Raw genomic sequence first — 22,037 nt, 5'->3', positions numbered from 1 at the left:
GTCTTGATCGGTCGAGCCATGCGACGACAGTCCGAGACATTGCTGCTGGTGCCGCTGCTGCCGATCTTTCTGGTCGGCATGTTTCCGATGTTCCTGATCGCGCTGCTGGGATTTTTCGGCCTCGCCTTGTTCGGCGTGCTCGTGGTCTGTGTCGGGCTCGCCAGCAGCAACGAGGCCCACGACAGCTTCAATCACGACGTCATCGTTCACGGCTACGCGCGCGGATCGGAGCGCGCGGCGCGGGCCTCCGACATGCATATCGCTACCCGGCTCGGGTTGCGCCTGGAGGTCGTGGGCGCGGCCATGGTCATTACGGCGGCGATCGGCCTTTGTTACGCCGGCTGATCTGCGTGACGCGCAGACGCCGCCCGGCAAACTCGCCGGTTGCCCTCCCCGATAAGGTTCAGGCAAGACAAGGCCGCTTGCGGACATGTTGCTGACTCCACTCTCAGCCAACAAACACAGGGGAGATGCCCGATGCTCAAATTCTATTTCAACGGTTCGCCGAACCCGACCAAGGTCGCGCTTTATCTCGAAGAGGCCGGCCTGCCCTTCGAGCCGGTGAAGATCGACACCCGCACGGGCGAGCAGTTCACGCCGGACTACCTGAAGATCAATCCGAACGGCAAGGTGCCGGCGATCGACGACAACGGCACCATCGTGTTCGATTCCAACGCCATCCTGCTGTATCTCGCCGAGAAGACCGGCAAATTCCTGCCGGCCGCCAATGTTCGCGGCGAGATGCTGTCATGGCTGATGTTCGTCGCCACCGGCGTCGGGCCGTATTCGGGCCAGGCCGTGCACTTCAAGCATTTTGCGCCGAAAGACCAGAACCACGACTACGCGCATAACCGCTATCAGTTCGAGACCGATCGCCATTACAAGATTCTCGACGGCCACCTCAAAGGCCGCCGCTACATGGTCGGCGACAGCTATTCGATCGTCGACATGGCGCTGTGGGGTTGGGCGCGGATGGTGCCGTTCAAGCTCGGCGACGATGCCTTCGCGCGATACCCGAACGTCAAGCGGCTGGTGGACGAGGTCACGGCGCGGCCCGCGGCGGCGCGCGCGATCGCGCTGAAGGACAAGTTCACCTTCAAGGCGGAGATGGACGACGAGGCCCGCAGCAACATGTTCAAGCACATGACGACGAAAGTCGCCTGATCGTCTCAGGTCACAATGCGAGGCCACGCGCGTGCGCGTGGCCTTTTGCTTCTTGAGGCTCAGGCGGCGTGGGCCGAGTTCAGGAAGTTGGCGACTTCCTGCTTCAAGCGGTTGCTGTCGGCCGACAGCGAGCGTGCCGCCGAGAGCACCTGCGAAGACGCCGAGCCGGTCTCGGACGCCCCGCGCTGCACGTCGCCGATGTTGGACGACACGAGTTGCGTGCCTTGGGCCGCCTGCTGGACGTTGCGGGAGATCTCCCGCGTCGCCGCACCCTGCTCCTCCACGGCGGCGGCGACCGTCGACGAGATCTCCGACAGCCGCTCGATGGTGCCGCTGATTTCCCTGATCGAGCCGACCGACTCCTCCGTCGCCGCCTGGATGCCCGAGACCTGCTGGGCGATCTCACCGGTGGCCCTCGCGGTCTGCTCGGCGAGCGCCTTGACCTCCGAGGCGACCACGGCGAAGCCGCGGCCGGCTTCACCCGCGCGCGCCGCCTCGATGGTGGCGTTCAGCGCCAGGAGGTTGGTTTGGCCGGCGATGGTGCTGATCAACTCGACCACGTCGCCGATGCGGGCTGCAGCCTTGGAGAGCTCGCTGACGCGCGCGTTGGTCTTGCTCACCTGACCGACGGCTTCGCCCGCTATGCGCGCCGATTCCTGCACCTGGCGCGCGATCTCCGTCACCGAGGAGGACAACTCCTCGGTCGCGGAGGCGACCGCCTGCACATTGGCCGAGGCTTCCTGGGAGGCGGATTGCACTTCGGTGGAGAGATCCTGAGCGCGCCTCGCGGTCGCGGTCAGGGTGCCGGCCGAGCCCTCGAGCTCGTGCGATGCCGAGGATACGGTATCGACGATCTCGCCCACCGCCTGCTCGAACTGGCTGGCGAGCCGGGCCATGTCGGCCTTGCGGCTCTCGGCCTGCCGGGCCTCGGTTGCGGTCTGCTCATGGCGCAGCCGTTCGGTCTCGATCATGTTTGTCTTGAAGACGTCGATCGCCTTGGCCATGTCGCCGATCTCGTCGACCTTGCCGCGCGAGGGGATCTCGACGGCGAGATTGCCGCCGGCAAGCAGCCCCATTGCACGCGTCATCGAGGTCAGCGGCCCCACGATGCTGCGGGCGGTCAGGAAGGCGACGATCAGTCCGAACAGGACGGCGAGGCCGCCCGCGATCCCCTGCAGCGAGGTCGTGCCGTCGATCACAGCATCGGCCGCGGTGCGCGAATCCTTGTAATCGGTCTTCAAGGCGGTTTCCGTGACCTTGAGCTTGGCGATGCTCGCGGAGATGAGCGGTGCGAGATCCTTGTGGTAGATCTCGTCGGACCGCAGCATCGCGGCAGAGGTCGTCTCAAACGCGGATTTATAGATACCAAGGGCGGTCTTCACAGGCGTCAGAGACGAGCGAAGGTCCGCCGCCTGCGGGCTCCTTTCGACGGCCGCCAGCCGCTGCACCGCCCTGTCGACATTGGTTCTGAAGGCGGTGGGCCCGTTGGCGTCGCGCAGAGCGAGGAAGCGCCAGTTCGCGATTCGAACCAGCAGGACCCGGGACTCGAGGTCCGCGACGAGCGACACCGTGTCGTCGTCGGCGGCGGCACGGGCCACATCGACCAGCTTGGCCATCTTGACGGTCAGCTCTTCGCCACTCGGCAACAGCGTCGCCTTGCCGGTCCGCGCCTCGTTGACGGCGTCGCCGAGACTGTCGCGCAGGCTTTTCATTTTGGCGATGTCGGCGATCAGATCGTCGTAGAGCTTCCGCCGCTCCTCCGAGAGGGTGCCCTTTGCTCCCAGCTGCAACAGCCCGGTCGCCGCGGCCTCTCGCTCGGCAGCCTCCCGCATCGCAGGCTCGTTGGCGTCGTAAATGTAGCGCAGATTGGCCCGCTGGATGGCCTGAAGATGGGTCGATATCTCCAGGACGCGCGCCGTGCTGTCCGACAACGCGGAGAGTTTTGCGACCTGATCCTGGACGGATCGCAAATTCCAGATGGCGACCACCGCCATCACAAGACCAACCGCCACCAAGGCCATGAAACCTGCGTACAGGCGTCCCCTGATCCGCAAACGAAAACTCGGCATTCCCACTGTCCACCCAGATGCATGTCAATTCGAGCGGCCGGCCTAATCCGGCGATCGTCACCGGCCACTCTGGCAGCCGCGCGTCGCGTTGTTCGCGACCCACGCTGCACCGCGACACAATGGGGGACACTCGTTAATTGAACCTTCAAATTTTTCGCGCGCGCATCCGTCGGATGGTACAACATCTGCTGATTTTATCGGCAGGTGAGCAAGGTTTTAGCGAGAAGCCCGCAGCGGCATGCAGGCCGCTGCAGCTGGTCCGGCCTGCGCCAGACCAACACGCCCCTCGCCGACCGCGGCGGACGGCACCGGTCGACGGAGGCGACGCTGCTCGATCCGCTCAGCTCGCGGCCCTCACGGCCGTTTGTGGAAACGGACCAAGGGCCTTCTCGGTCAGCACCGAGTCGCAATATTCCCGGATCTCCTTGATCTTGCCGTCCTCGAGACGAAACACGAGACAATAGTCGTTGTCGTAGCGCACGCCTTCTGGCGTGACATTGTCGCCCTTTGCTTCGATGACGACGATATCGCCGTCGGCGATGAAGCGATGAGCGACCGTCCGCGTCCGGTCGACAAGGCGGGTCCGCACATAGCCGTGCAGATCGTTGAGGATCGCCTGTTTGCCCGAAAAGGTGCGCGACCAGGAATACTGGCCGGTCACGATCCATTTGGCGTCGTCGGCAAGACTTTCGGTGAACAAGCCACGGTCGCGCGCAGCCGGATCGGGGCTGGCGGCGGCTGCAAAGATATCCTGCATCAGTTTCTTGTTGGCGCTCGCGCTCATGGCGGCATCTCCTTTGGTGAGAACACGGAAATCATCGCCGCCGGTGCTAAATTCTTCAAATCGATAGTGGATATGATATCTATTCGCCTCATGAATTTGAATTCGCTCGACCTCAATCTCCTGACCGCGCTCGACGCGCTGCTGCGCGAGGCCAGCGTCAGCCGCGCCGCATTGCGGATCGGGCTGTCGCAGCCGGCGGCGAGTCATGCGCTCCAGCGTCTGCGCGACATCCTTGGCGATCCGCTCTTGGTACGCACAGGCGCGCGGATGGAGTTGACGCCGCGGGCGCAAGCCTTGCGCGCGCCGCTGGCGCAGGCGCTCGACCAGGTGCGCGGGCTGTTCGTATCGGATGAATTCGATGCGGCGCGCAGCGAGCGGCAATTCCGACTGATGATGCCGGACCTCGCGGTCGAGCTGTTGATGCCGCCCTTGATGGAAAAGGTGACGCAGGCCGCCCCCAACGTCCGCATCGACGTGGTGCCGTGGCGAGGACCGGCGATTTTCCACGCCGAGTTCGCCCGCACCATCGATCTCGTGATCTCGATCGGCAACGCCTTCAAGGGATTTCACCGCCAGTTGCTCTACACCGACAGCGACGCGCTGGCGGTGCGGCGCGGCCACCCCATGACCACGAAGCTGAAGCGGCGCGAGACGTTCCTGGCCGCGCGCCATGTCGGCGTGATCATCCGCGGCCAGCCGGAGGACCTCATCGACACTTGGCTGGGCACCAAGGGCATAGACCGGCATATCGCTCTCGTCGTCCCGGGTTATCTCGAAGCGCTGCACGTCGCCGCCCGTACCGACCTCGTCGCCTTCGTGCCGCGCCGGTTGATCGCGGCGCTGTCCAAGCAGCTCGGCCTCGTCACGGTGACGCCGCCGCTCGACCCCGGCATCGATGAGCAGTTCATGTTCTACCCGACCCGCGCCCAGATGGATCCGGGCTCGATCTGGTTGCGGCGGCTAATGCTGGAGACGGGACGGGATTTGGAGAAGAAAGGGCGCGCTGGATAGGACGCAACTTCAAAGCAAATGGTGTCGTCCCGGACAAGCGCAGCGAAGCGGAGCGCCGATCCGGGACCCATAACCACAGGACGTGGTTTGGCGAAGACTCGTGATTGTCAGCTTGCGTCACAACTTCTCCCTGTGGTTATGGGTCCCGGGTCTGCGCTGACGCTTGCCCGGCACGACAGGGGAATATATTGCCGCGCTCCTACGCCTTCTGCGCGTCCATCACCTTGCGCACGGCGGGGCGGTCGGACATGCGCTTGAAATGGTCGGCGATCTTGGGCGTCGCGTTGATGTCGACGCTGTCGCCTTCGAGCCAGGTCGACAGGGTGTAAAGATAAGGATCGCAGATCGTGTATTGCTCGCCCATCACCCACGGCCCCTTGTACATCTTCTGCTCGATCAGGGCGAAGCAGGCGCCCATGGTCTTCGGGATCATCGCCTTCATGTCGGCGAACGAGCTCTCTTCGCTCGCCCAGCGTGCGCCGCGCATCTTGTGGGCATGGTTGATGTGCACGGTCGAGCAGAGGTAGGAGTTGAACGACTGGACCTGGGCGAAGTCGAAGGGATCGTCGAGCGGCGCGAGCTTCGCCTTGGGGAAGGTCTGCGCGAGATAGGCGAGCATCGCCGGGGTCTCGGTCAAAACGCCGCGATCGGTCACCAGCGCGGGGACGCGGCCTTTCGGGTTGATCGCGAGGTACTCCACGCTGTTCTGCTGGTTGTCCTTGAAGCTCAGCCGCTCCGCCGCGTAGTCGGCGCCGGCTTCTTCCAGGGTGATGTAGGTGGCGAGCGCGCAGGTGCCGGTGGCGTAGTAGAGCTTGAGCATGTCGGACCTCATGGGAAAGCCGGAAGGTAACGGCTGCGGGCCCCGAGGTCCATAGCACGAACCTCTCTTCGCAGTTGCCCACCGGCGCCCGGCTGTGCCAAGACGCCCCGAGTTGGAGGGGCTTTCCCATGACCGTACTCATCGCCGGTGGCGGCATCGGCGGGCTGACGCTTGCGCTCAGCCTGCACGGAGTCGGCGTTCCCGTGAAAGTGTTCGAGAGCGCCGCCGAACTGCGGCCGCTCGGTGTCGGCATCAACGTGCTGCCGCACGCGGTGCGCGAGCTGATCGAGCTCGGGCTGATGGACAAGCTCGATGCCAGGGGCGTGCGCACCCGCGAGCTTGCCTATTTCTCCAAGCACGGCAAGCCGATCTGGAGCGAGCCGCGCGGGCTGGAGGCCGGCTATAAATGGCCGCAGTTTTCGATCCATCGCGGCACGCTCCAGCAATTGCTGCTCGACACCGCCATCGAGCGCCTCGGCCGCGACAACATCCTCACCAGCCATCATCTGACCGGCTGGAGCGAAACCGCCGACGGCGTGCGCGCCGATTTCGTCGACAAGGCCACCGGCAAGGCCGCGGGGACTTACGACGGCACGATCCTGATCGCCGCGGACGGCATCCATTCCGCCGCGCGAGAAAAACTCTATCCCGACGAAGGCCCGCCGATCTGGAACGGCCGCATCCTGTGGCGCGGCGTCACGCCCGCAAAAGCCTTCCTCAGCGGCCGCACCATGATCATGGCCGGTCACGAGATCCTGAAATTCGTCTGCTATCCGATCTCGAAGGAACCGGACGCCGCGGGCAACCATCTGATCAACTGGGTTGCCGAGCGCCACATGCCGCCGACCTATCAATGGCGGCGCGAGGACTATAACCGCACCGCGCGGCTGGAGGAGTTCTTACCCTGGTTCGAGAGCTGGCAGTTCGACTGGCTCGGCGTGCCCGGCCTGATCAAGAACTGCCCGCACGCCTATGAATATCCGCTGGTCGACCGCGATCCGGTATCGCAATGGACTTTCGGCCGCGTCACGCTGATGGGCGACGCCGCACATCCAATGTATCCGATCGGATCCAACGGCGCCTCGCAGGCGATCCTCGATGCGCGCACCATCACGCGCGAGATCCTGGCGCACGGCCCGACGCAAGCGGCCCTGCTCGCCTATGAGGCCGAGCGGCGGCCTGCAACCACCAGTCTCGTCCTGCTCAACCGCAAGAACGGCCCCGAGCAGGTGATGCAGCTGGTCGAGGAGCGCGCGCCCGACGGCTACAAGGTCGTCACTGACGTGCTGTCGCAACAGGAGCTCGAGGATGTTGCCGCCAATTACAAGCGCGTCGCCGGCTTCCAGGTGGAAGCGCTGAATGCGAAGCCGCCGATCGTGAGCAAGGACGCGCGCGCGACGAAATGAGTATTCGCACGAAGCGAGACGCACGTTGATGCGCCCTCGCCCCTTGCGGGAGAGGGCAGCGACGCCGCTAGACGCAAGCTCACTCGGGTGAGGGGTCTGTCTCCGCGAGTCTAACTCTCATTTGAACTCGCCGAGACAAACCCCTCATCCGGCGCTTCGCGCCACCTTCTCCCGCAAGGGGAGAAGGAAAAAAGACTGCGCGGCAGCTATTTGCCCACCACCCTCGCCGCCTCCAGCAGCCGCTCGCTCGCCGTCGCCGTCGCCAGCAGCGTTCCGTCCTCTGCCATCAGCTTTGCCTCGACGAACGCAATCGTCTTGCCGAGCTGCGTCACCTTGGCCTCGCCGATGATCGGTCCGGGCTTTGCGGGCGCCAGGAAATTCACGGTCATGCTGATGGTGGTGGTGTAGAGCCTGCCCTCGCTCATCACCAGCACGGCGGGGCCCATCGTGTCGTCGAGCATGGCCGAGAGCATGCCGCCCTGGATGAAGCCGGCCGGATTGCAGAACTCCGGCTTGCCGTCGAAGGCGAGCTTGATCCAGCCTTCCCTGGGTCGGGCATCGAGCAGGCGCCACCCCAATAGCTCGGCACAGGGCGGCCTGGGAAAGTTGTCGAGCGCGGTCTTGATCATGCGAGCCTCCGTTGCCTACCACAGCTAACGCAGGCCTGCTGCCAGCATTTTGTCAGCAGGATGGGCTGCTAGGGTCCAATCCATGCGCAATCACCTTGCGCATGACGTTGGGCAATGCTTCATCGGCGAGCGTGGCGATCGGCACCCAGCGCATGCTGGCGGGTGCCCGCGTCCGCGCTTCCACCCTCGCCGTGTAGACCACCAGTTCCAGCGGAAAATGCGTGAAGACGTGGGTGACCACGCCGACCTTGCGCTGCCAGCGCGACAGCCCCTTCAACTCGGGCGCCTGCCGTTTTGCCTTGGCGTCGTCCTGCCCGGCCAGCCAGTCCGACCCCGGTACTTCGGTCATGCCGCCGAGCAACCCCTTTTCGGGACGGGTGCGGACGAGAAGCTCGTCGCCGCGCGTGACAACGAAAGCGGCGCCGCGCCGTAGCGCGCCGCTCTTCTTCGCGGCCTTGCGCGGAAACGTGTCCTGCGTTCCCAGCGCGCGCGCCGTGCAGCCCTCGTTCAGCGGGCATAGCGAGCAGGCCGGCTTTTTCGGCGTGCAGATCGAGGCGCCCAGATCCATCAGCGCCTGCGCGCTATCACCGGCGCGAGAATCGGCAAGCAGCGTCGCAGCCAACTCCTGAATCAGCGGCTTGGCCTGCGGGAGCTCTTCCTCAACTGCAAAGAGCCGCGAGACCACGCGCTCGATATTGCCGTCGACCGGCATGGTGCGTCGATCGAACGCTATCGCCGCGATCGCTGCCGCCGTATAGGGCCCGACGCCCGGCAGCGCGCGCAGACGCACTTCGGTGTCGGGAAAGGTGCCGCCATGCTCGCGCGTCACCGCGACCGCGCAGGCATGGAGATTACGGGCGCGAGAATAATAGCCCAGCCCGGCCCACATCCGCAGCACATCCTCCTGCGAGGCCCGTCCGAGCGCGGTGACATCAGGCCAGCGCGAGACGAATTTTTCGAAATAGGGCCCGACCGCCTTCACTGTGGTCTGCTGCAGCATGATCTCGGACAGCCAGACGCGGTAAGGGTCGGATGCTTCGCCGGGCGGAGCCCGCCAGGGTAATCGGCGGCGGTGGCGGTCGTACCATTGGAGCAGCGCGAGCGGACGCGATGGGGTCTCCGGCGGAACTGGTTCCGATTTCGCCTTGAGGGCGGATTTGGGGCTCATGTCCGCACTGTAACGGCAATGCGTCGATCTCTCCACGTCGTGCCCACGCTTGTCGCGGGCATCCACGTTTTTCTTCGCGGTGAAGAGCCTGCGGCCGACGCCCCGGAGTGCTATAAGGTCCCATGTCCAAGCTTCGACCCATCAAACCCGGTCCCCTCAGCGCCAAGCCGCTATCGCTCCTGCTCAACGACGTCTTTGCCGAGGCCTATGCCAAGCAGGGATTTGCCGCGCGCGAGCTGGTGACGCGATGGGCGCAGATTGCCGGGCCGGAGATCGCGGCGCACGCCGAGCCGCTCAAGATGCAATGGCCGCGGCCGGTCGAGGGTCAGCCGCAGGAGCCGGCGACGCTGGTGCTGCGGGTCGAGGGGCCGATGGCGCTCGAGATCCAGCACTCCGCCGATGTGATCCTGCAGCGGGTCAACCGCTTCTTCGGCTGGAGCGCGGTCGGCAAGCTGGCCTTTCGCCAGGCTCCGCTATCACGCGCCCGCCGGCCGACCCGGCCCGGCCCGCCGGACGCCAAATCGGTGGCCGAGGTGGCTGAGCGCCTGGGCGATATCGAAGATGAACAATTGAAGTCGGCGCTGGCGCGCCTCGGGGCCGCCATCAAGCGAAATTGAGCCTTATTCTGCGGCCAAACTGGACCTGTCCTTGCCGCTCGCCATTGCCTCAAACGACGTTTCAAGCTAGCGACAGGCCGTCTGAATGGGAATTCGGGCGAGACCACGCCAATCCGGGAGCCGACCTTGATCATCACCCGCCGCGCCTTCACCTCGATGCTGTCGCTGACCGGGCTTGCCGCGCTCGCCGGGTTCTCTCCGCTGCGATTCATCTCCGATGCCATGATCCCTGAAGCCATGGCGCAGGCAGCGGCTGGTGACGTGGCCAAACCGGTGTCGCTGCCCGACATGGCGCTGGGCCCGAAGGACGCCGCCGTCACCATCACCGAATACGCCTCGATGACCTGCCCGCATTGCGCGGCCTTCAATGAGCAAGTGTTTCCCAAGATCAAGTCGGAATACATCGACACCGGCAAGGTGCGTTACGTCTTCCGCGAGTTCCCGCTCGACATCAAAGCCGCCGCCGGCTCGATGCTGTCGCGCTGCATCGCCAATGGCGACGCGCCGAAATACTTTGCCGTCACCGACATGCTGTTCCGCCAGCAGAACGATTGGGTCGTGAAGAACACCACGGAGACCCTGACGCGGATCGGCAAGCAGGCCGGTCTCACCCAGCAGCAGGTCGAGGCCTGCCTGAAGGACCAGGCGCTGCTCGACAAGATCGCCGCCGACCAGAAATATGCCAGCGACGTTCTGAAGGTCGATTCGACGCCGACGTTCTTCGTCAACGGCGAGAAGATCAAGGGCGAGACCTCGTTCGAGGAATTCGCCAAGAAGATCAATCCGCTGCTCAAGAGCTGATTCGCACGGCGCAATCCTGATTCGCATCTCGATAGCCGTATCTTTCCCGGCATAAATCCCTTGGGAAAAGCGGCTTTCGCCGGTTGCCCTCGCAGCGCACCGCGGCCATTGTCCAGCCGCATGAGGCGCCTCGCGCGACTCGCCCGGATACCGACATTGCCTTCCATGGTATTGTCCCGGCAGGGGGATTCGCGCCTGCCAACAGAGATGCGTGCTTATGAAAATCACCCGCCTGCGCCTTCACGGCTTCAAGTCCTTCGTTGAGGCCACCGACTTCGTCATCGAGCCCGGCCTGACCGGCGTGGTCGGGCCCAACGGCTGCGGCAAGTCGAATCTCGTCGAGGCGCTGCGCTGGGCAATGGGCGAGACCTCCTACAAGTCGCTGCGCGCCGCCGACATGGACGCGGTGATCTTCGCCGGCTCCGGCAATCGCCCCGCGCGCAACCACGCCGAAGTGACGATGACGATCGACAATTCCGATCGCACCGCGCCGGCGGCGATGAACGACAGCCAGCTTCTGGAAATCTCCCGCCGCATCGAGCGCGAGGCCGGTTCGGTCTACCGCATCAACGGCCGCGACGTGCGCGCCCGCGACGTGCAGATTCTGTTCGCCGACGCCGCCACCGGCGCGCGCTCGCCGGCTCTCGTCCACCAGGGCAAGATCGGCGAGATCATTCAGGCCAAGCCCGAGCAGCGCCGCCGCGTGCTGGAAGACGCCGCCGGCGTGGCCGGCCTGCACGCCCGCCGCCACGAAGCCGAGCTGCGGCTCAAGGCGGCCGAAACCAATCTCACCCGCGTCGAGGACGTGATCGGCCAGCTCGCGGGGCAAATGGAAGGCCTCAAGAAGCAGGCCCGCCAGGCCGTGCGCTATCGCGAAGTTGCGGCCAAGGTCCGCAAGGCCGAAGCAACCCTGTTCCATCTGCGCTGGATCGGCGCCCATGCCGACGTCAACGAATCCGGCCAGACCCACGATCTCGCGGTCCGCGAGATGGCCGAGCGGACCCAGCACCAGGCCGAGGCCGCTCGCATCCAGGCGATTCGCGCCGCCGAAATGCCGGCGCTGCGCGATGCCGAAGCGCGCGCCGCAGCGGGGCTGCAGCGCCTGACCAACGCCCGCGAGCTGCTCGATCGCGAGGAAGAGCGCGCCAAGGAGCGCGTCGCGGAACTCGAGCGGCGCCTCGCGCAGTTCGAAGGCGACATCTCGCGCGCCCAGCAGCAGACCATGGACGCCGATATCGCGCTGCAGCGCCTCGACGCCGAAGATGCCGAGCTGAAGGAAGAGATCAAGTCGCGCGTTGAGAAGCGCTCCGGCGTCGACGAGCGTGTCGCCGAAGCCGAGGCGGTGCTGACCGAAACCGAGCAGCAGTTCGCCGAGCTCACCACCGCGCTCGCAGACCTCACCGCCAAGCGCAACCAACTCGAAGCCAACGTTCGCACCCACCGCGACAAGCTCGCCCGGCTCGACCAGGAGATTTCGAACGTCGCGGCGGAAGAGCAGACGCTCACCGAGGAGACCGGCGGCTTCGGCGATCTCGACGAGCTGACCGCGACGGTCGAGAGCGCCGAGCAGACGCTGGCGGCCTCGGAAGCCGCCGCTCAGGCCAGCGAAGCCGCGCACGTCGCCGCGCGGCAGACGCTGGAATCCTCGCGCTCGCCGCTGGTCGAAGCCGACAAGCGCGTGCAGCGGCTCGATACCGAGGCGCGCACGATCTCCAAGATCCTCAACGGCGAGACCAAGAATTTGTGGCCGCCGATCATCGACGGCATCACCGTCGACAAGGGATTTGAAAAGGCGATCGGCGCAGCCCTTGGGGACGATCTGGACGCCCCGGTCGATCCGTCCGCGCCGATGCGCTGGACCAATGCCGGCGTCACCGACGGCGATCCGGAACTGCCCGAAGGCGTCGTGCCTCTCGCCAGCCACGTGCAGGCCCCGGCCGAGCTGACCCGCCGCCTGGCGCAGATCGGCGTGGTGCCGCGCGAGCGCGGCGCCGAGCTGGTCTCGCAGCTCAAGACCGGCCAGCGGCTGGTCTCGCCCGAAGGCGACGTCTGGCGCTGGGACGGTTTTGTCGCAGCCGCCCACGCGCCGACCGGCGCAGCAAGGCGGCTTGCCGAGCGCGCCCGCCTCATCGACATCGAGAACGAGCTGGAGCAGGCCCGCATCGACGCGCAGATCAAGCGTCAGGCGCTGGAGAACGCCGAGGCCGAGCTGCAGATGGCCGCCAGCACCGAAGGTGCGAGCCGCGAAGCCTGGCGCGCTGCGCAGCGCGAACTCAACGTCGCGCGCGAGCGCCATGCCACGGTCGAGCGCGAGATCAGCCGCCACGCTGCACGCAAGGCGACGCTGTCGGAAGCGCACAGCCGTCTGGCCGCCGACCGCGCCGAGGCCGAAGCCGCCTACGAATACGCCGAAGCCGGGATCTCCGAGCTGCCGTCGAGCGAGGACACCGAAACCCGTCTCGCCGCTGTCCGCAGCGACATCGAAGGTCATCGTCGCATGGCCGCCCAGGTCCGGGCCGAGGCACAGGCGCTGGCGCGCGAAGCCGAGCTGGCCGACCGCCGCGTGCAGGCGATCCTCGCCGAACGCACCGAGTGGCAGAACCGCAAGGAGAGCGCGGCCTCCCACATCGACACCATCCAGGCGCGCATCGCCGAAGTCTCAATCGAGCGCAGCGATCTCGAGAACGCGCCGGCCGTGTTCGCGGAGAAGCGCAGCGCGCTGATCACCGAGATCGAATATGCCGAAAACGACCGCCGCATGGCCGCCGACGCGCTCGCCAGCGCGGAAACCGCGATGGCCGAAACCGATCGCGTCGCCAAGCTGACGCTCGAGGCGCTGTCGAGCTCGCGCGAGGCCACCGCCCGCGCCGAGGAGCGCATGGAAAGCGCGCGGCGCCGACTCGATGACATCGAGCGCGAGATCCGCGACATGCTCGAAGTCGAGCCGCAGGCCGTTGCCGGGCTCGCCGAGATCGAGCCCGGCGCCGAGCTGCCGCCGCTGCACGACATCGAGGAAGACCTCGAAAAGATGCGCCGCGATCGCGAGCGCCTGGGCGCGGTCAATTTGCGCGCCGAGGAAGAGCTGCGCGAGGTCGAGACCCAGCATAATGGTCTGGTCACCGAGCGCGACGACCTCGTCGAGGCCATCAAGCGGTTGCGCCAGGGTATCCAGAGCCTCAACAAGGAAGCTCGCGAGCGGCTCCTGACCTCGTTCGAGGTCGTCAACAACCACTTCAAGCGCCTGTTCGTCGAGCTGTTCGGTGGCGGCGAAGCCGCGTTGCATTTGATCGAGAGCGATGACCCTCTTGAAGCCGGCCTCGAAATCATCGCCAAGCCGCCGGGCAAGAAGCCGCAGACGCTATCGCTGCTCTCCGGCGGTGAGCAGGCGCTGACCGCGATGGCGCTGATCTTCGCGGTGTTCCTCACCAATCCCTCGCCGATCTGCGTGCTGGACGAAGTCGACGCGCCGCTCGACGACCACAACGTCGAGCGCTATTGCAACCTGTTGCACGAGATGACCGCCTCGACCGACACGCGCTTCATCATCATCACCCACAACCCGATCACGATGGCGCGGATGAACCGCCTGTTCGGCGTCACCATGGCCGAACGCGGGGTCTCGCAACTGGTGTCGGTGAACCTGCAAGAGGCGGTGGACATTCTCGACCAGAACGTGGCGTGAGTCCGCTCCCGTCACGCACCTATTGACGTCGTCATCCGCGCAAGCGGATGATGACCACGAATGATGATCTCACCCACCCTCCCCGCCGAACTGAAAGCGGCCCTCGACGGCAAGCTCCAGGGGTTCTCGCGCGCCGACGCTGCGCAGCGATCGCAGAAAATCTCGACCACCTATCGTGCAGGGGGCGGCTCCGGCACGATCAAATCCGAGGCCGATGCGCTCGCCTATGCGCTCGCGAGGATGCCGGCGACCTACGCTGCGGTGGCGGCAAGTCTGAATGCGCTGACCGAGGTCGCACCGGACCTCGGTCCGGAAACGCTGCTCGACGTCGGCGCAGGTCCGGGCACCGCGAGCTGGGCCGCTGCGGAAGCTTTTCCGTCGCTGCAATCCTTCACCCTGCTCGATGCCAACGCCACGCTGAGCCGTCTCGCGCTCGAACTGGCGCGCGACAGCACGCGTCTGGCGAATTGCCGCTATCTGCCGGGCGATGCCGGCGCGAACCTCGCTGAGGTTTCGCAAGCCGATCTCGTCGTCGCGAGCTATGTCATCGGCGAGCTCAGCGAGGGCGATCAACGCAAGCTCGCGGAAGCGATGTGGGCGAAAGCGCGCCACGTGCTGGTCGTGATCGAGCCCGGCACGCCCGCCGGCTACGCCCGCATCCTCACCTTGCGCCAGCAACTGATCGCGGCGGGCGCCTATGTCGCCGCACCCTGCCCGCACGAAAAGCCGTGTCCGCTGACGGCGCCCGACTGGTGCCATTTCTCCCAGCGCTTGCCGCGCTCGCAGGCTCACCGCCAAATCAAGGGCGCCGAGGTGCCGTTCGAGGACGAGCGATTCATCTACGTGGCGCTAACCCGTAGGCCTCCCGCCACCCGCGCCGCGCGCGTGTTGGCGCCGCCGGATCTCGGCAAGGCCGAGATCACGGCAAAGCTCTGCACCGAGCAAGGCGTCGAACTCGCCAAGGTCCCACGGCGGGACAAGGTCGCCTATGCAAGCGCCCGCCGCTGGCGCTGGGGTGATGCCATCCTGTCCGAAAGTTAACCTGCTCCGGCGCTTTCGCCTTGAACTCGGATAGTCCCTCATCCGACCAAGTCTTACCTCTCGTCTGTACCGGGCTCTCGCTCGGCGTCAATTTGGTCTACCCTAGCGCCCGCCTTCTTCCCCCTTCAGGAGTTCTCCATGTCGACCGGCTGGATCGTTCTCGGCGTTATCGTCGTCCTCGTGTTCTTTGCCTTCGCCGCCTACAATCGGCTGGTGGCGCTGGGCCAGCGCGTCGGCCAGGCCTTTGCCGACGTCGACGTGCAGCTCAAGCAGCGCCACGATCTGATCCCGAACCTGGTCGAGACGGTGAAGGGCTATGCCTCGCATGAGCGCGGCACGCTCGACGACGTCATCAAGGCGCGCAATTCGGCGATGTCGGCGCAGGGACCGGCGCAGGTGTCCGCGGCCGAGACCCAGCTCTCCGGCGCGCTCGGCCGACTGATCGCGCTGTCGGAGGCCTATCCCGACCTCAAGGCCAACGCCAATTTCCAGCAGCTCGCCAGCGAGCTGTCCGATCTCGAGAACAAGATCGCGGCCAGCCGACGCTTCTTCAACAGCGCGGTCCAGGAATACAACACCGGCATCCAGCAGATGCCGGCAGCCTTGTTCGCCGGCATGTTCGGCTTCACCAAAAAGGACTTCTTCGATCTCGGCGCCAGCCGCACCGAGGTCGAGGCCACGCCGCAGGTGAAATTCTGAGTTGAGCCGATAGGCCGGCAGGGCATCGCGTCATGGCCGCGTATGGTCTCTACACGCACATCGCCTCGAACAAGTTTCGTTCGATGCTCCTGCTCGCCGGTCTGTTCGCGCTGGTCTACGTGCTGGTCTATGCCGGCGCGCTGATCGCCGAAGCCGTCATCAATGGCGACGAGACCGTCCTTCATTATCTGAGACGCGCCTTCTATGATCTGAAAGTCGCCGCACCGGTTGCGACCGTCGTGGCAGCGACCTGGATCGTGATCGCCTATTTCTTCCACCAGTCGATGATCGATGCGGTGACCGGCGGCCACGACGTCACCCGGCAGGAGCAGCCGCGGCTCTATAATCTGCTTGAAAATCTCTGCATCTCGCGCGGCATCACGATGCCGAAGCTGAAGATCATGGAAAGCCCGGCGCTGAACGCGTTCGCGACCGGCCTCAACCCGCGGCAATATTCGGTCACCGTCACCACCGGTCTCCTCAATGCGCTGGACGACCAGGAAATCGAGGCGGTGCTGGGTCACGAGCTGACCCATATCAAGAACGGCGACGTGCAGCTCATGGTGGTCGCCGTCATCATCGCGGGCGTGGTCGGATTCTTCGGCGAACTGTTCTTCCGCCTGTTCACGAATTTCAGCTGGAGCTCCGGCTCCGGCGGCTCGTGGTCGTCGGGCTCCTCCTCGTCACGATCGTCCTCGTCGTCGAACGACAGCAAGAGTTCGGGCGGCGGCGCGGTGATCGTCATCATCATCGCGGTCGTGCTGATCGTGGTGGCCTGGCTGTTGTCTCAGGTGGTGAAGCTCGCGCTGTCGCGCTCGCGCGAATATCTCGCGGACGCAGGCTCCGTCGAGCTGACGAAAAATCCGGACGCCATGATCTCGGCACTGCGCAAGATCGAGAACCGCGGCGAGCTGCCGGGCGCAACCTCGGCAGTGATGGAGCTCTGCGTCGACAATCCGCGCGAGGGTTTTGCCGATTTGTTCGCGACCCACCCCTCGGTGCAGTCGCGAGTCGACGCGTTGGTCAAGTTCGCCGGCGGCCATGATCCCGGCCCGCTGCCGCTTTCCGCCGACGAGGCCGAGGAGCCAGACACGCAAGCCGACCAGCAGGGCGTCCGACCGCCACCGCGCCAGGGGCCCTGGAACGACGTAGGCGGCGCGGCCAGTCCGCCGCCCCTGCCCGCACCCAGCTCCGCCGGAACCGCCAGCAGCAACCCGATAGGCAATCGAGTAAGCAATCCCTTGGGCAATTCCTTGGGTCCTTGGGGCCGCCATTGAGCGTGATTTGACGCCATGCCCGGCAGGATTCGTCGTGCTTGGGAAAAACCTCGGGAATTGCCATAACTGGGCCCTGCGGAATTGAATTCTCCCTTGTTTCTGCCATGTTCGCGCCCAACAGCAGACTTGGGACATGTCTGCGACATCGATTTGGGGCCCGTCCGATTGCAACCTCGCGATCGGGGGCGCGCGTTAGGGGACAGCAATGGCAAAGCCGGCAGTGGTTGTGGTGGGCGCGGACAAGGGTGGGGTCGGCAAGACCACGGTGTCGCGCACCCTGCTCGATTATTTTTCCGCCAACAACGTGCCGACGCGCGCTTTCGACACCGAATCGCCGCGCGGAACCCTGAAGCGCTTCCATCCTGACATCACCGAGATCGTCGACATGACGACGACGTCGGATCAGATGAAGATCTTCGATACGCTCAACGCGACGAGCCCGTCGGTCACCGTGATCGACGTCCGGGCCGGCCTGCTCTCGCCGGCGCTCGCCTCCTTGCGCGACATCGGATTCCTCGACGCCGCCAAGGCCGGCCAGATCACCTTTGCCGTGTTCCACATCCTCGGACCCTCGATCGCCTCGCTGGACGAGATCGCCGAGACCGCGGGCTTCATGGGCGGCGCGAAATATTTCCTGGTGAAGAACTTCATCAACGATACTCAGTTCTTCCAGTGGGATCAGTCGACTTACCAATCGTATTTCAACCGCATCAAGGACGCGACCGAGCTGACCATCCCCAAGCTCAACGAAATGGCCTATGAGCAGGTCGAGGTGTCCTCCGTCCCATTCCTGAAATTCGTCGCCAACAAGGGCGTCAACGACGAGGCCGCCAACTACTCCTTCGTGCTGCGTGGTTATGTCCGACACTGGCTGGCGAACGTCTGGAGTGAGTTCGATCGGATCCGGCTGACCGATATCGTCGGCTCGACGAAATCCGGGGCCCGCAACAGCGAAAAATAGTTGCGCAAGCCGGGCGGATACGGCTGGATTGGTCGCCAAGTTCGACTGATATAGCTATCGATGTCCGCAACGCCCCTCTACATCATTTGCTCGCCCCGCCCGCAGGTCGGCAAGACCCTGCTGGCGCGGCTTTTGAGCGAATTTTTGCTGCTCAAGAACGGCAACGTCGTGGCCTTCGACGTCAACCTGAAGGAGCCGTCGCTGCTCGACTATCTGCCAACGATCACCGAGACCGCCGACGTGATCGACACCTACGGCAAGATGCAGCTGATGGATCGCGTCATCGTCGATGACGGGCTTGCCAAGGTGATCGACCTCGGCTTCCACGCCTTTGACGAGTTCTTCAAGATGACGGAGGAGATCGGCCTGTTGAAAGAGGCTGCGCGCCGCCACGTCGCGCCGATGATCCTGTTCGTCGCCGACACCGACCGCGTCTCGGCCCGCGCCCACGAGATGCTGCGCGAACAGATCCCGCGGATCAACCTGATCACGGTGGACAACGAGCACATCGTGCGCGGCGAGCTGCCGGAAGCGATGGCCGGCGGCCGGCTGCTGCGCCTGCCGGCGCTGCCCGGATTCCTGAAGACCTATATCAGCCGCCTGAATTTCTCCTTCACCGGCTATCTTCGCCAGGAGAAGGATGCCTCGACCGAGCTGCACCAATGGACCCGGCGCAATTACCTCGCCTTCCGCGAACTCGAGCTCAGCCTGATCCTGCAACGGTCCTGAATATTTTACCCGGATAATATTGACGCCGAGCGACGTTGCGGTTACTGAGTGTACGCACCATCGTTCCTCAGCAAGGCCTCTTCACCGTGAGCATCGACCGTAAAGCAGCAATCGCCGCCTATAAGGAGCGGAAGACCGTTGCCGGCATCTACGTCGTCCGCTGCGCGGCCTCGGGCGAGGCCTGGGTCGGCCAAGCCTCGAACCTCGAGACAATCCAGAATCGCATCTGGTTCTCGCTGCGCCAGGGTAGCCACACCTGCCGTAGACTCCAGACTGCGTGGAACATGCACGGTGAGGCAGGCCTGACACTCGGCGAATGCGAGCGGCTGAAAGATGAGGCGAGCGACTATGTCAGGAATGCGCTCCTCAAAGAGCGCATGCTGCATTGGCTGTCGGAGCTAACGGCCGAGCCGATCTGAACGTCGCCAGCCGTGCCGTGCCCTCAGTGCCCCTCGAACGTCATCAGCGTGCGCACCGGCACGTCCATCGCGCGCAGCTTGGCGGCGCCGCCGAGATCGGGCAGATCGATGATGAAGCAGGCGGCGACCACATTGGCGCCGATCTGGCGCAGCAGCTTCACCGCACCTTCCGCGGTGCCGCCGGTGGCGATGAGGTCGTCGACCAGGATCACACGCTCACCCGGCTGAATGGCGTCGACATGCATCTCCATCTCGTCGATGCCGTATTCGAGAGAGTAAGCGATCCGCACGGTGGTGTGCGGCAGCTTGCCTTTTTTCCGGATCGGCACGAAGCCGGCCGAAACCTGGTGCGCCACCGCGCCACCGATGATGAAGCCGCGCGCTTCCATGCCAGCGACCTTGTCGATCTTGTTGCCGGCCCAGGGATTGACGAGTTCGTCGACCGCACGGCGGAACGCACGCGCATCTGCGAGCAACGTGGTGATGTCGCGGAACAAGATCCCGGGTTTCGGATAGTCCGGGATGGTGCGGACGCTCGCCTTCAGATCATGGTCAAAAGTCATGGTGCCTCTCAATCAGCGCGACGCATCCAGGCGGAACGCGTTCTCGACAATTCGTAAGCCCACCTCGCCGCTCAGCGACATCAGCGATTCCGGATGGAATTGCACGCCGGCGACCGGCAGGGTCTTGTGCTCGAGCGCCATGGCGACGCCGTCCTCGGTGCTGGCGGTGACGGATAGCACCTCCGGCATGCTGTCGCGCTCGACATACAGCGAGTGATAGCGGCCGATGACGATCTCGTTCGGCAGATTGCGCATCAGCCGCCCGCCACGTACCTGAACCCGCGAGGGCCGGCCATGGGCGGGATGCGTGAGCTGCCCGAGCTCGCCGCCGAAATACTCGCCGATCGCCTGGACGCCGAGGCAGACGCCGAACACCGGCAGCTTGTCCTCCAGCGCCGCGTCGATGGTCTTCTTGATCCCAAAATCCTCGGGCCTGCCCGGCCCTGGCGACAGCACCAGCAAATCCCACCGCTTCTGCTTGAGCATGTCGAGCGCATGCACATGGCGGACCACGGTGACGTCGGCGCCGACCTGGCGGAAGTAATCGGCCAGCATATGGACGAAGCTGTCGTCATGGTCGATCAGCAGCACCCTCTTGCCGCTTCCGGTCGCATCGGGCGCAAAGGCCGACAGCGGCTTCGGCGGATCACCGCGCAGCGCCTGGAATAGGGCGGCGGCCTTGACCTGGCATTCGCGGTCCTCGGCGGCGGGATCGGAGTCGAACAGACAGGTGGCGCCGACACGCACTTCCGCGAGGCCCTCCTTCATCCGGATGGTCCGGATGGTGAGGCCGGTGTTGATGCTGCCGTCGAAATTCACCGCCCCGATCGCGCCGGCATACCAGCGGCGGGGCGAGCGCTCGTGATCCTCGACGAACTGCATCGCCCAGAGTTTTGGTGCGCCAGTGACGGTGACGGCCCAGGCGTGGGTGAGAAAGGCGTCGAGCGCATCGAAGCCGGGACGCAGCATGCCTTCGACATGGTCGACGGTGTGGAACAGTTTTGAATAGGTCTCGATCTGCCGGCGCGCCAGCACCTTGATGGTGCCGGGAACGCAGACGCGCGCCTTGTCGTTGCGGTCGACGTCGGTGCACATGTTGAGCTCGAACTCGTCCTTCTCGGAGTTCAGGAGCTGGCGGATCTGCTCGGCATCGCCGATCGCATCGGTACCGCGCGCGATCGTCCCCGAGATCGGGCAGGTCTCGACCCGGCGTCCGTCCGAGCGCACGAACATTTCCGGAGAGGCCGAGACGAGAAATTCGCCTTCGCCGAGATTCATCAGCGCGCCGTAGGGCGACGGATTGATGACACAGAGCCGCTGGAACACTTCCGCCGGCGAGCGGTCGCAGGGCTCGGCGAAGAGCTGCCCCGGCACCGCCTCGAACAGATCGCCACGCGCAAAGGCAGCGCGCGCGGTCTCGACAGTGGCCTGATATTCGCCGGGGGCGTGATCGGCAAAACCCTGGCGCGGTGTCTTGAGGTAGGGGCTCTCGGCGGTCTCGTGCGGCAGGCCCGCGGTGGACTTGCCCTTCCACGCGAAATCGTATGTGAGCACGACGCCGCGGCCGGTGGCGCGGTCATAGGCGAGCAGGCGATCGGGGACGTAGAGCACGATGTCGCGCTGGTCGCTCTCGCGCGCGCGCTTCTGCACGAGGTCCTCGATCTGGAACACGAGATCGTAGGCGAAGGCGCCGAACAGGCCGAGCACGCCGTCGTCATTGGCGGAGAAAGCGGCGACGAGATCGCGCACCAGCGACATCACGCTGGCGCGCCGCGTGCGCTGGTCTTCGTCGATCGGGGCTTCGCCGCGGATGATATGACCGGCAAGGCGCGTCGGCGTCGTCTCGGAGATCACGACGCAGGGTTCGCGCAAGACGTCGGCGAGGAAGGCGATCAGCACCTCCCCGCGCGCGTTCAGCGCTTCCAGCTTGAAATTGACGCCGGTGGTCTCGAGCTTGAGCGGCGGATCGGAGAAGCCGAGGTCAAAACTCTCGTAGCGGCCGGGCACGGTCGTGCCCGACGACAGCACCACGCCGCGGCGGCGGTCGAGCAGGCTGACGAGATCGTCGAGCCGGTTGGCGCCGCCGGAAAACTGTTCCGCCACGCGCGTGATCGCAAGCCCCGCGCGGGTCACGTAGTCGCTTCGAGCCGGAAGGGCAAAGACGGTCCTGTTCATGGGGTCCTCTTACGAAACTTGT

General features: G+C 65.1%; 20 protein-coding genes. 13 read left to right on the top strand and 7 right to left on the bottom strand.

Features of this window, described 5'->3' with window-relative positions; all coding sequences use genetic code 11:
* The first annotated feature begins 18 nt into the window (after window positions 1–18).
* Window positions 19–345 (top strand): hypothetical protein, encoded by a 327-nt coding sequence (locus ACIPUD_RS25060; protein WP_018454920.1) that lies wholly within the window; start codon window positions 19–21, stop codon window positions 343–345.
* Window positions 346–477: 132 nt separating this feature from the next.
* On the top strand, window positions 478–1,164 hold the full coding sequence (locus ACIPUD_RS25055; RefSeq protein ID WP_018454921.1) for a glutathione S-transferase family protein: 687 nt from the start codon (window positions 478–480) through the stop codon (window positions 1,162–1,164).
* A gap of 59 nt (window positions 1,165–1,223) precedes the next feature.
* On the opposite strand, the gene ACIPUD_RS25050 is transcribed toward ACIPUD_RS25055, so the two are convergent.
* Complete coding sequence (locus ACIPUD_RS25050) at window positions 1,224–3,233, bottom strand: methyl-accepting chemotaxis protein (protein ID WP_446481746.1); 2,010 nt, start codon at window positions 3,231–3,233, stop codon at window positions 1,224–1,226.
* A gap of 340 nt (window positions 3,234–3,573) precedes the next feature.
* The gene (locus tag ACIPUD_RS25045; RefSeq protein ID WP_018454923.1) at window positions 3,574–4,017 is read right to left on the bottom strand and encodes a nuclear transport factor 2 family protein; all 444 of its coding nucleotides are present in this window, start codon (window positions 4,015–4,017) and stop codon (window positions 3,574–3,576) included.
* A 90-nt stretch (window positions 4,018–4,107) separates the two neighbouring features.
* Between ACIPUD_RS25045 and ACIPUD_RS25040 the strand changes: the two genes are divergently transcribed.
* Window positions 4,108–5,028: a LysR family transcriptional regulator gene (locus tag ACIPUD_RS25040; RefSeq protein WP_018454924.1), complete on the top strand. Its 921-nt coding sequence runs from the start codon at window positions 4,108–4,110 to the stop codon at window positions 5,026–5,028.
* 199 nt (window positions 5,029–5,227) lie between these two features.
* On the opposite strand, the gene ACIPUD_RS25035 is transcribed toward ACIPUD_RS25040, so the two are convergent.
* Window positions 5,228–5,848: a glutathione S-transferase family protein gene (locus ACIPUD_RS25035; protein ID WP_026232844.1), complete on the bottom strand. Its 621-nt coding sequence runs from the start codon at window positions 5,846–5,848 to the stop codon at window positions 5,228–5,230.
* Between the two features lie 128 nt (window positions 5,849–5,976).
* On the opposite strand from ACIPUD_RS25035, the gene ACIPUD_RS25030 reads away from it, so the two are divergent.
* Window positions 5,977–7,254, top strand: coding sequence for a flavin-dependent oxidoreductase (locus ACIPUD_RS25030; protein WP_446481745.1), 1,278 nt, complete (start codon window positions 5,977–5,979; stop codon window positions 7,252–7,254).
* Between the two features lie 206 nt (window positions 7,255–7,460).
* Here ACIPUD_RS25030 and ACIPUD_RS25025 read toward each other — a convergent pair whose 3' ends face one another.
* Together ACIPUD_RS25025 and mutY are read right to left on the bottom strand one after the other, a co-directional pair.
* Complete coding sequence (locus ACIPUD_RS25025; protein ID WP_018454927.1) at window positions 7,461–7,883, bottom strand: PaaI family thioesterase; 423 nt, start codon at window positions 7,881–7,883, stop codon at window positions 7,461–7,463.
* 52 nt (window positions 7,884–7,935) lie between these two features.
* Entirely contained in the window at window positions 7,936–9,051 is a 1,116-nt protein-coding gene (mutY, locus tag ACIPUD_RS25020; RefSeq protein WP_018454928.1) for an A/G-specific adenine glycosylase, read from the bottom strand.
* Window positions 9,052–9,173: 122 nt separating this feature from the next.
* On the opposite strand from mutY, the gene ACIPUD_RS25015 reads away from it, so the two are divergent.
* The 9 genes from ACIPUD_RS25015 to ACIPUD_RS24975 all read left to right on the top strand — a co-directional run bounded on the left by ACIPUD_RS25015 (window position 9,174) and on the right by ACIPUD_RS24975 (window position 19,277).
* Entirely contained in the window at window positions 9,174–9,668 is a 495-nt protein-coding gene (locus tag ACIPUD_RS25015) for a DUF721 domain-containing protein (RefSeq protein WP_085352633.1), read from the top strand.
* A gap of 126 nt (window positions 9,669–9,794) precedes the next feature.
* Window positions 9,795–10,469 carry a DsbA family protein gene (locus ACIPUD_RS25010; RefSeq protein WP_018454930.1) on the top strand — a complete coding sequence of 225 codons (675 nt, stop codon included), beginning with the start codon at window positions 9,795–9,797 and terminating at the stop codon, window positions 10,467–10,469.
* Window positions 10,470–10,686: 217 nt separating this feature from the next.
* Complete coding sequence (smc, locus tag ACIPUD_RS25005; protein WP_446481744.1) at window positions 10,687–14,151, top strand: chromosome segregation protein SMC; 3,465 nt, start codon at window positions 10,687–10,689, stop codon at window positions 14,149–14,151.
* A 60-nt stretch (window positions 14,152–14,211) separates the two neighbouring features.
* On the top strand, window positions 14,212–15,192 hold the full coding sequence (locus ACIPUD_RS25000; RefSeq protein WP_247490365.1) for a small ribosomal subunit Rsm22 family protein: 981 nt from the start codon (window positions 14,212–14,214) through the stop codon (window positions 15,190–15,192).
* Window positions 15,193–15,330: 138 nt separating this feature from the next.
* Window positions 15,331–15,891, top strand: coding sequence for a LemA family protein (locus ACIPUD_RS24995; RefSeq protein WP_085352637.1), 561 nt, complete (start codon window positions 15,331–15,333; stop codon window positions 15,889–15,891).
* Between the two features lie 32 nt (window positions 15,892–15,923).
* Window positions 15,924–17,168: a M48 family metallopeptidase gene (locus tag ACIPUD_RS24990; RefSeq protein ID WP_085361328.1), complete on the top strand. Its 1,245-nt coding sequence runs from the start codon at window positions 15,924–15,926 to the stop codon at window positions 17,166–17,168.
* 205 nt (window positions 17,169–17,373) lie between these two features.
* On the top strand, window positions 17,374–18,129 hold the full coding sequence (locus ACIPUD_RS24985; protein ID WP_018454934.1) for a hypothetical protein: 756 nt from the start codon (window positions 17,374–17,376) through the stop codon (window positions 18,127–18,129).
* A 60-nt stretch (window positions 18,130–18,189) separates the two neighbouring features.
* Window positions 18,190–18,858 carry a hypothetical protein gene (locus tag ACIPUD_RS24980; protein WP_018454935.1) on the top strand — a complete coding sequence of 223 codons (669 nt, stop codon included), beginning with the start codon at window positions 18,190–18,192 and terminating at the stop codon, window positions 18,856–18,858.
* Between the two features lie 86 nt (window positions 18,859–18,944).
* The gene (locus ACIPUD_RS24975; RefSeq protein ID WP_204513837.1) at window positions 18,945–19,277 is read left to right on the top strand and encodes a GIY-YIG nuclease family protein; all 333 of its coding nucleotides are present in this window, start codon (window positions 18,945–18,947) and stop codon (window positions 19,275–19,277) included.
* Between the two features lie 23 nt (window positions 19,278–19,300).
* Here the strand turns inward: ACIPUD_RS24975 and ACIPUD_RS24970 are convergent, their stop codons facing one another.
* Window positions 19,301–19,840 carry an adenine phosphoribosyltransferase gene (locus tag ACIPUD_RS24970; RefSeq protein WP_007595035.1) on the bottom strand — a complete coding sequence of 180 codons (540 nt, stop codon included), beginning with the start codon at window positions 19,838–19,840 and terminating at the stop codon, window positions 19,301–19,303.
* Window positions 19,841–19,852: 12 nt separating this feature from the next.
* Window positions 19,853–22,015 carry an anthranilate synthase component I gene (locus ACIPUD_RS24965; RefSeq protein WP_204513836.1) on the bottom strand — a complete coding sequence of 721 codons (2,163 nt, stop codon included), beginning with the start codon at window positions 22,013–22,015 and terminating at the stop codon, window positions 19,853–19,855.
* Between the last annotated feature and the right edge of the window lie 22 nt (window positions 22,016–22,037).

It is taken from the genome of Bradyrhizobium sp. CAR08 (genome assembly GCF_052871955.1).
The sequence above is the reverse complement of the archived record's forward strand: the minus strand, read 5'-3'. Positions and strand labels throughout refer to the sequence as shown.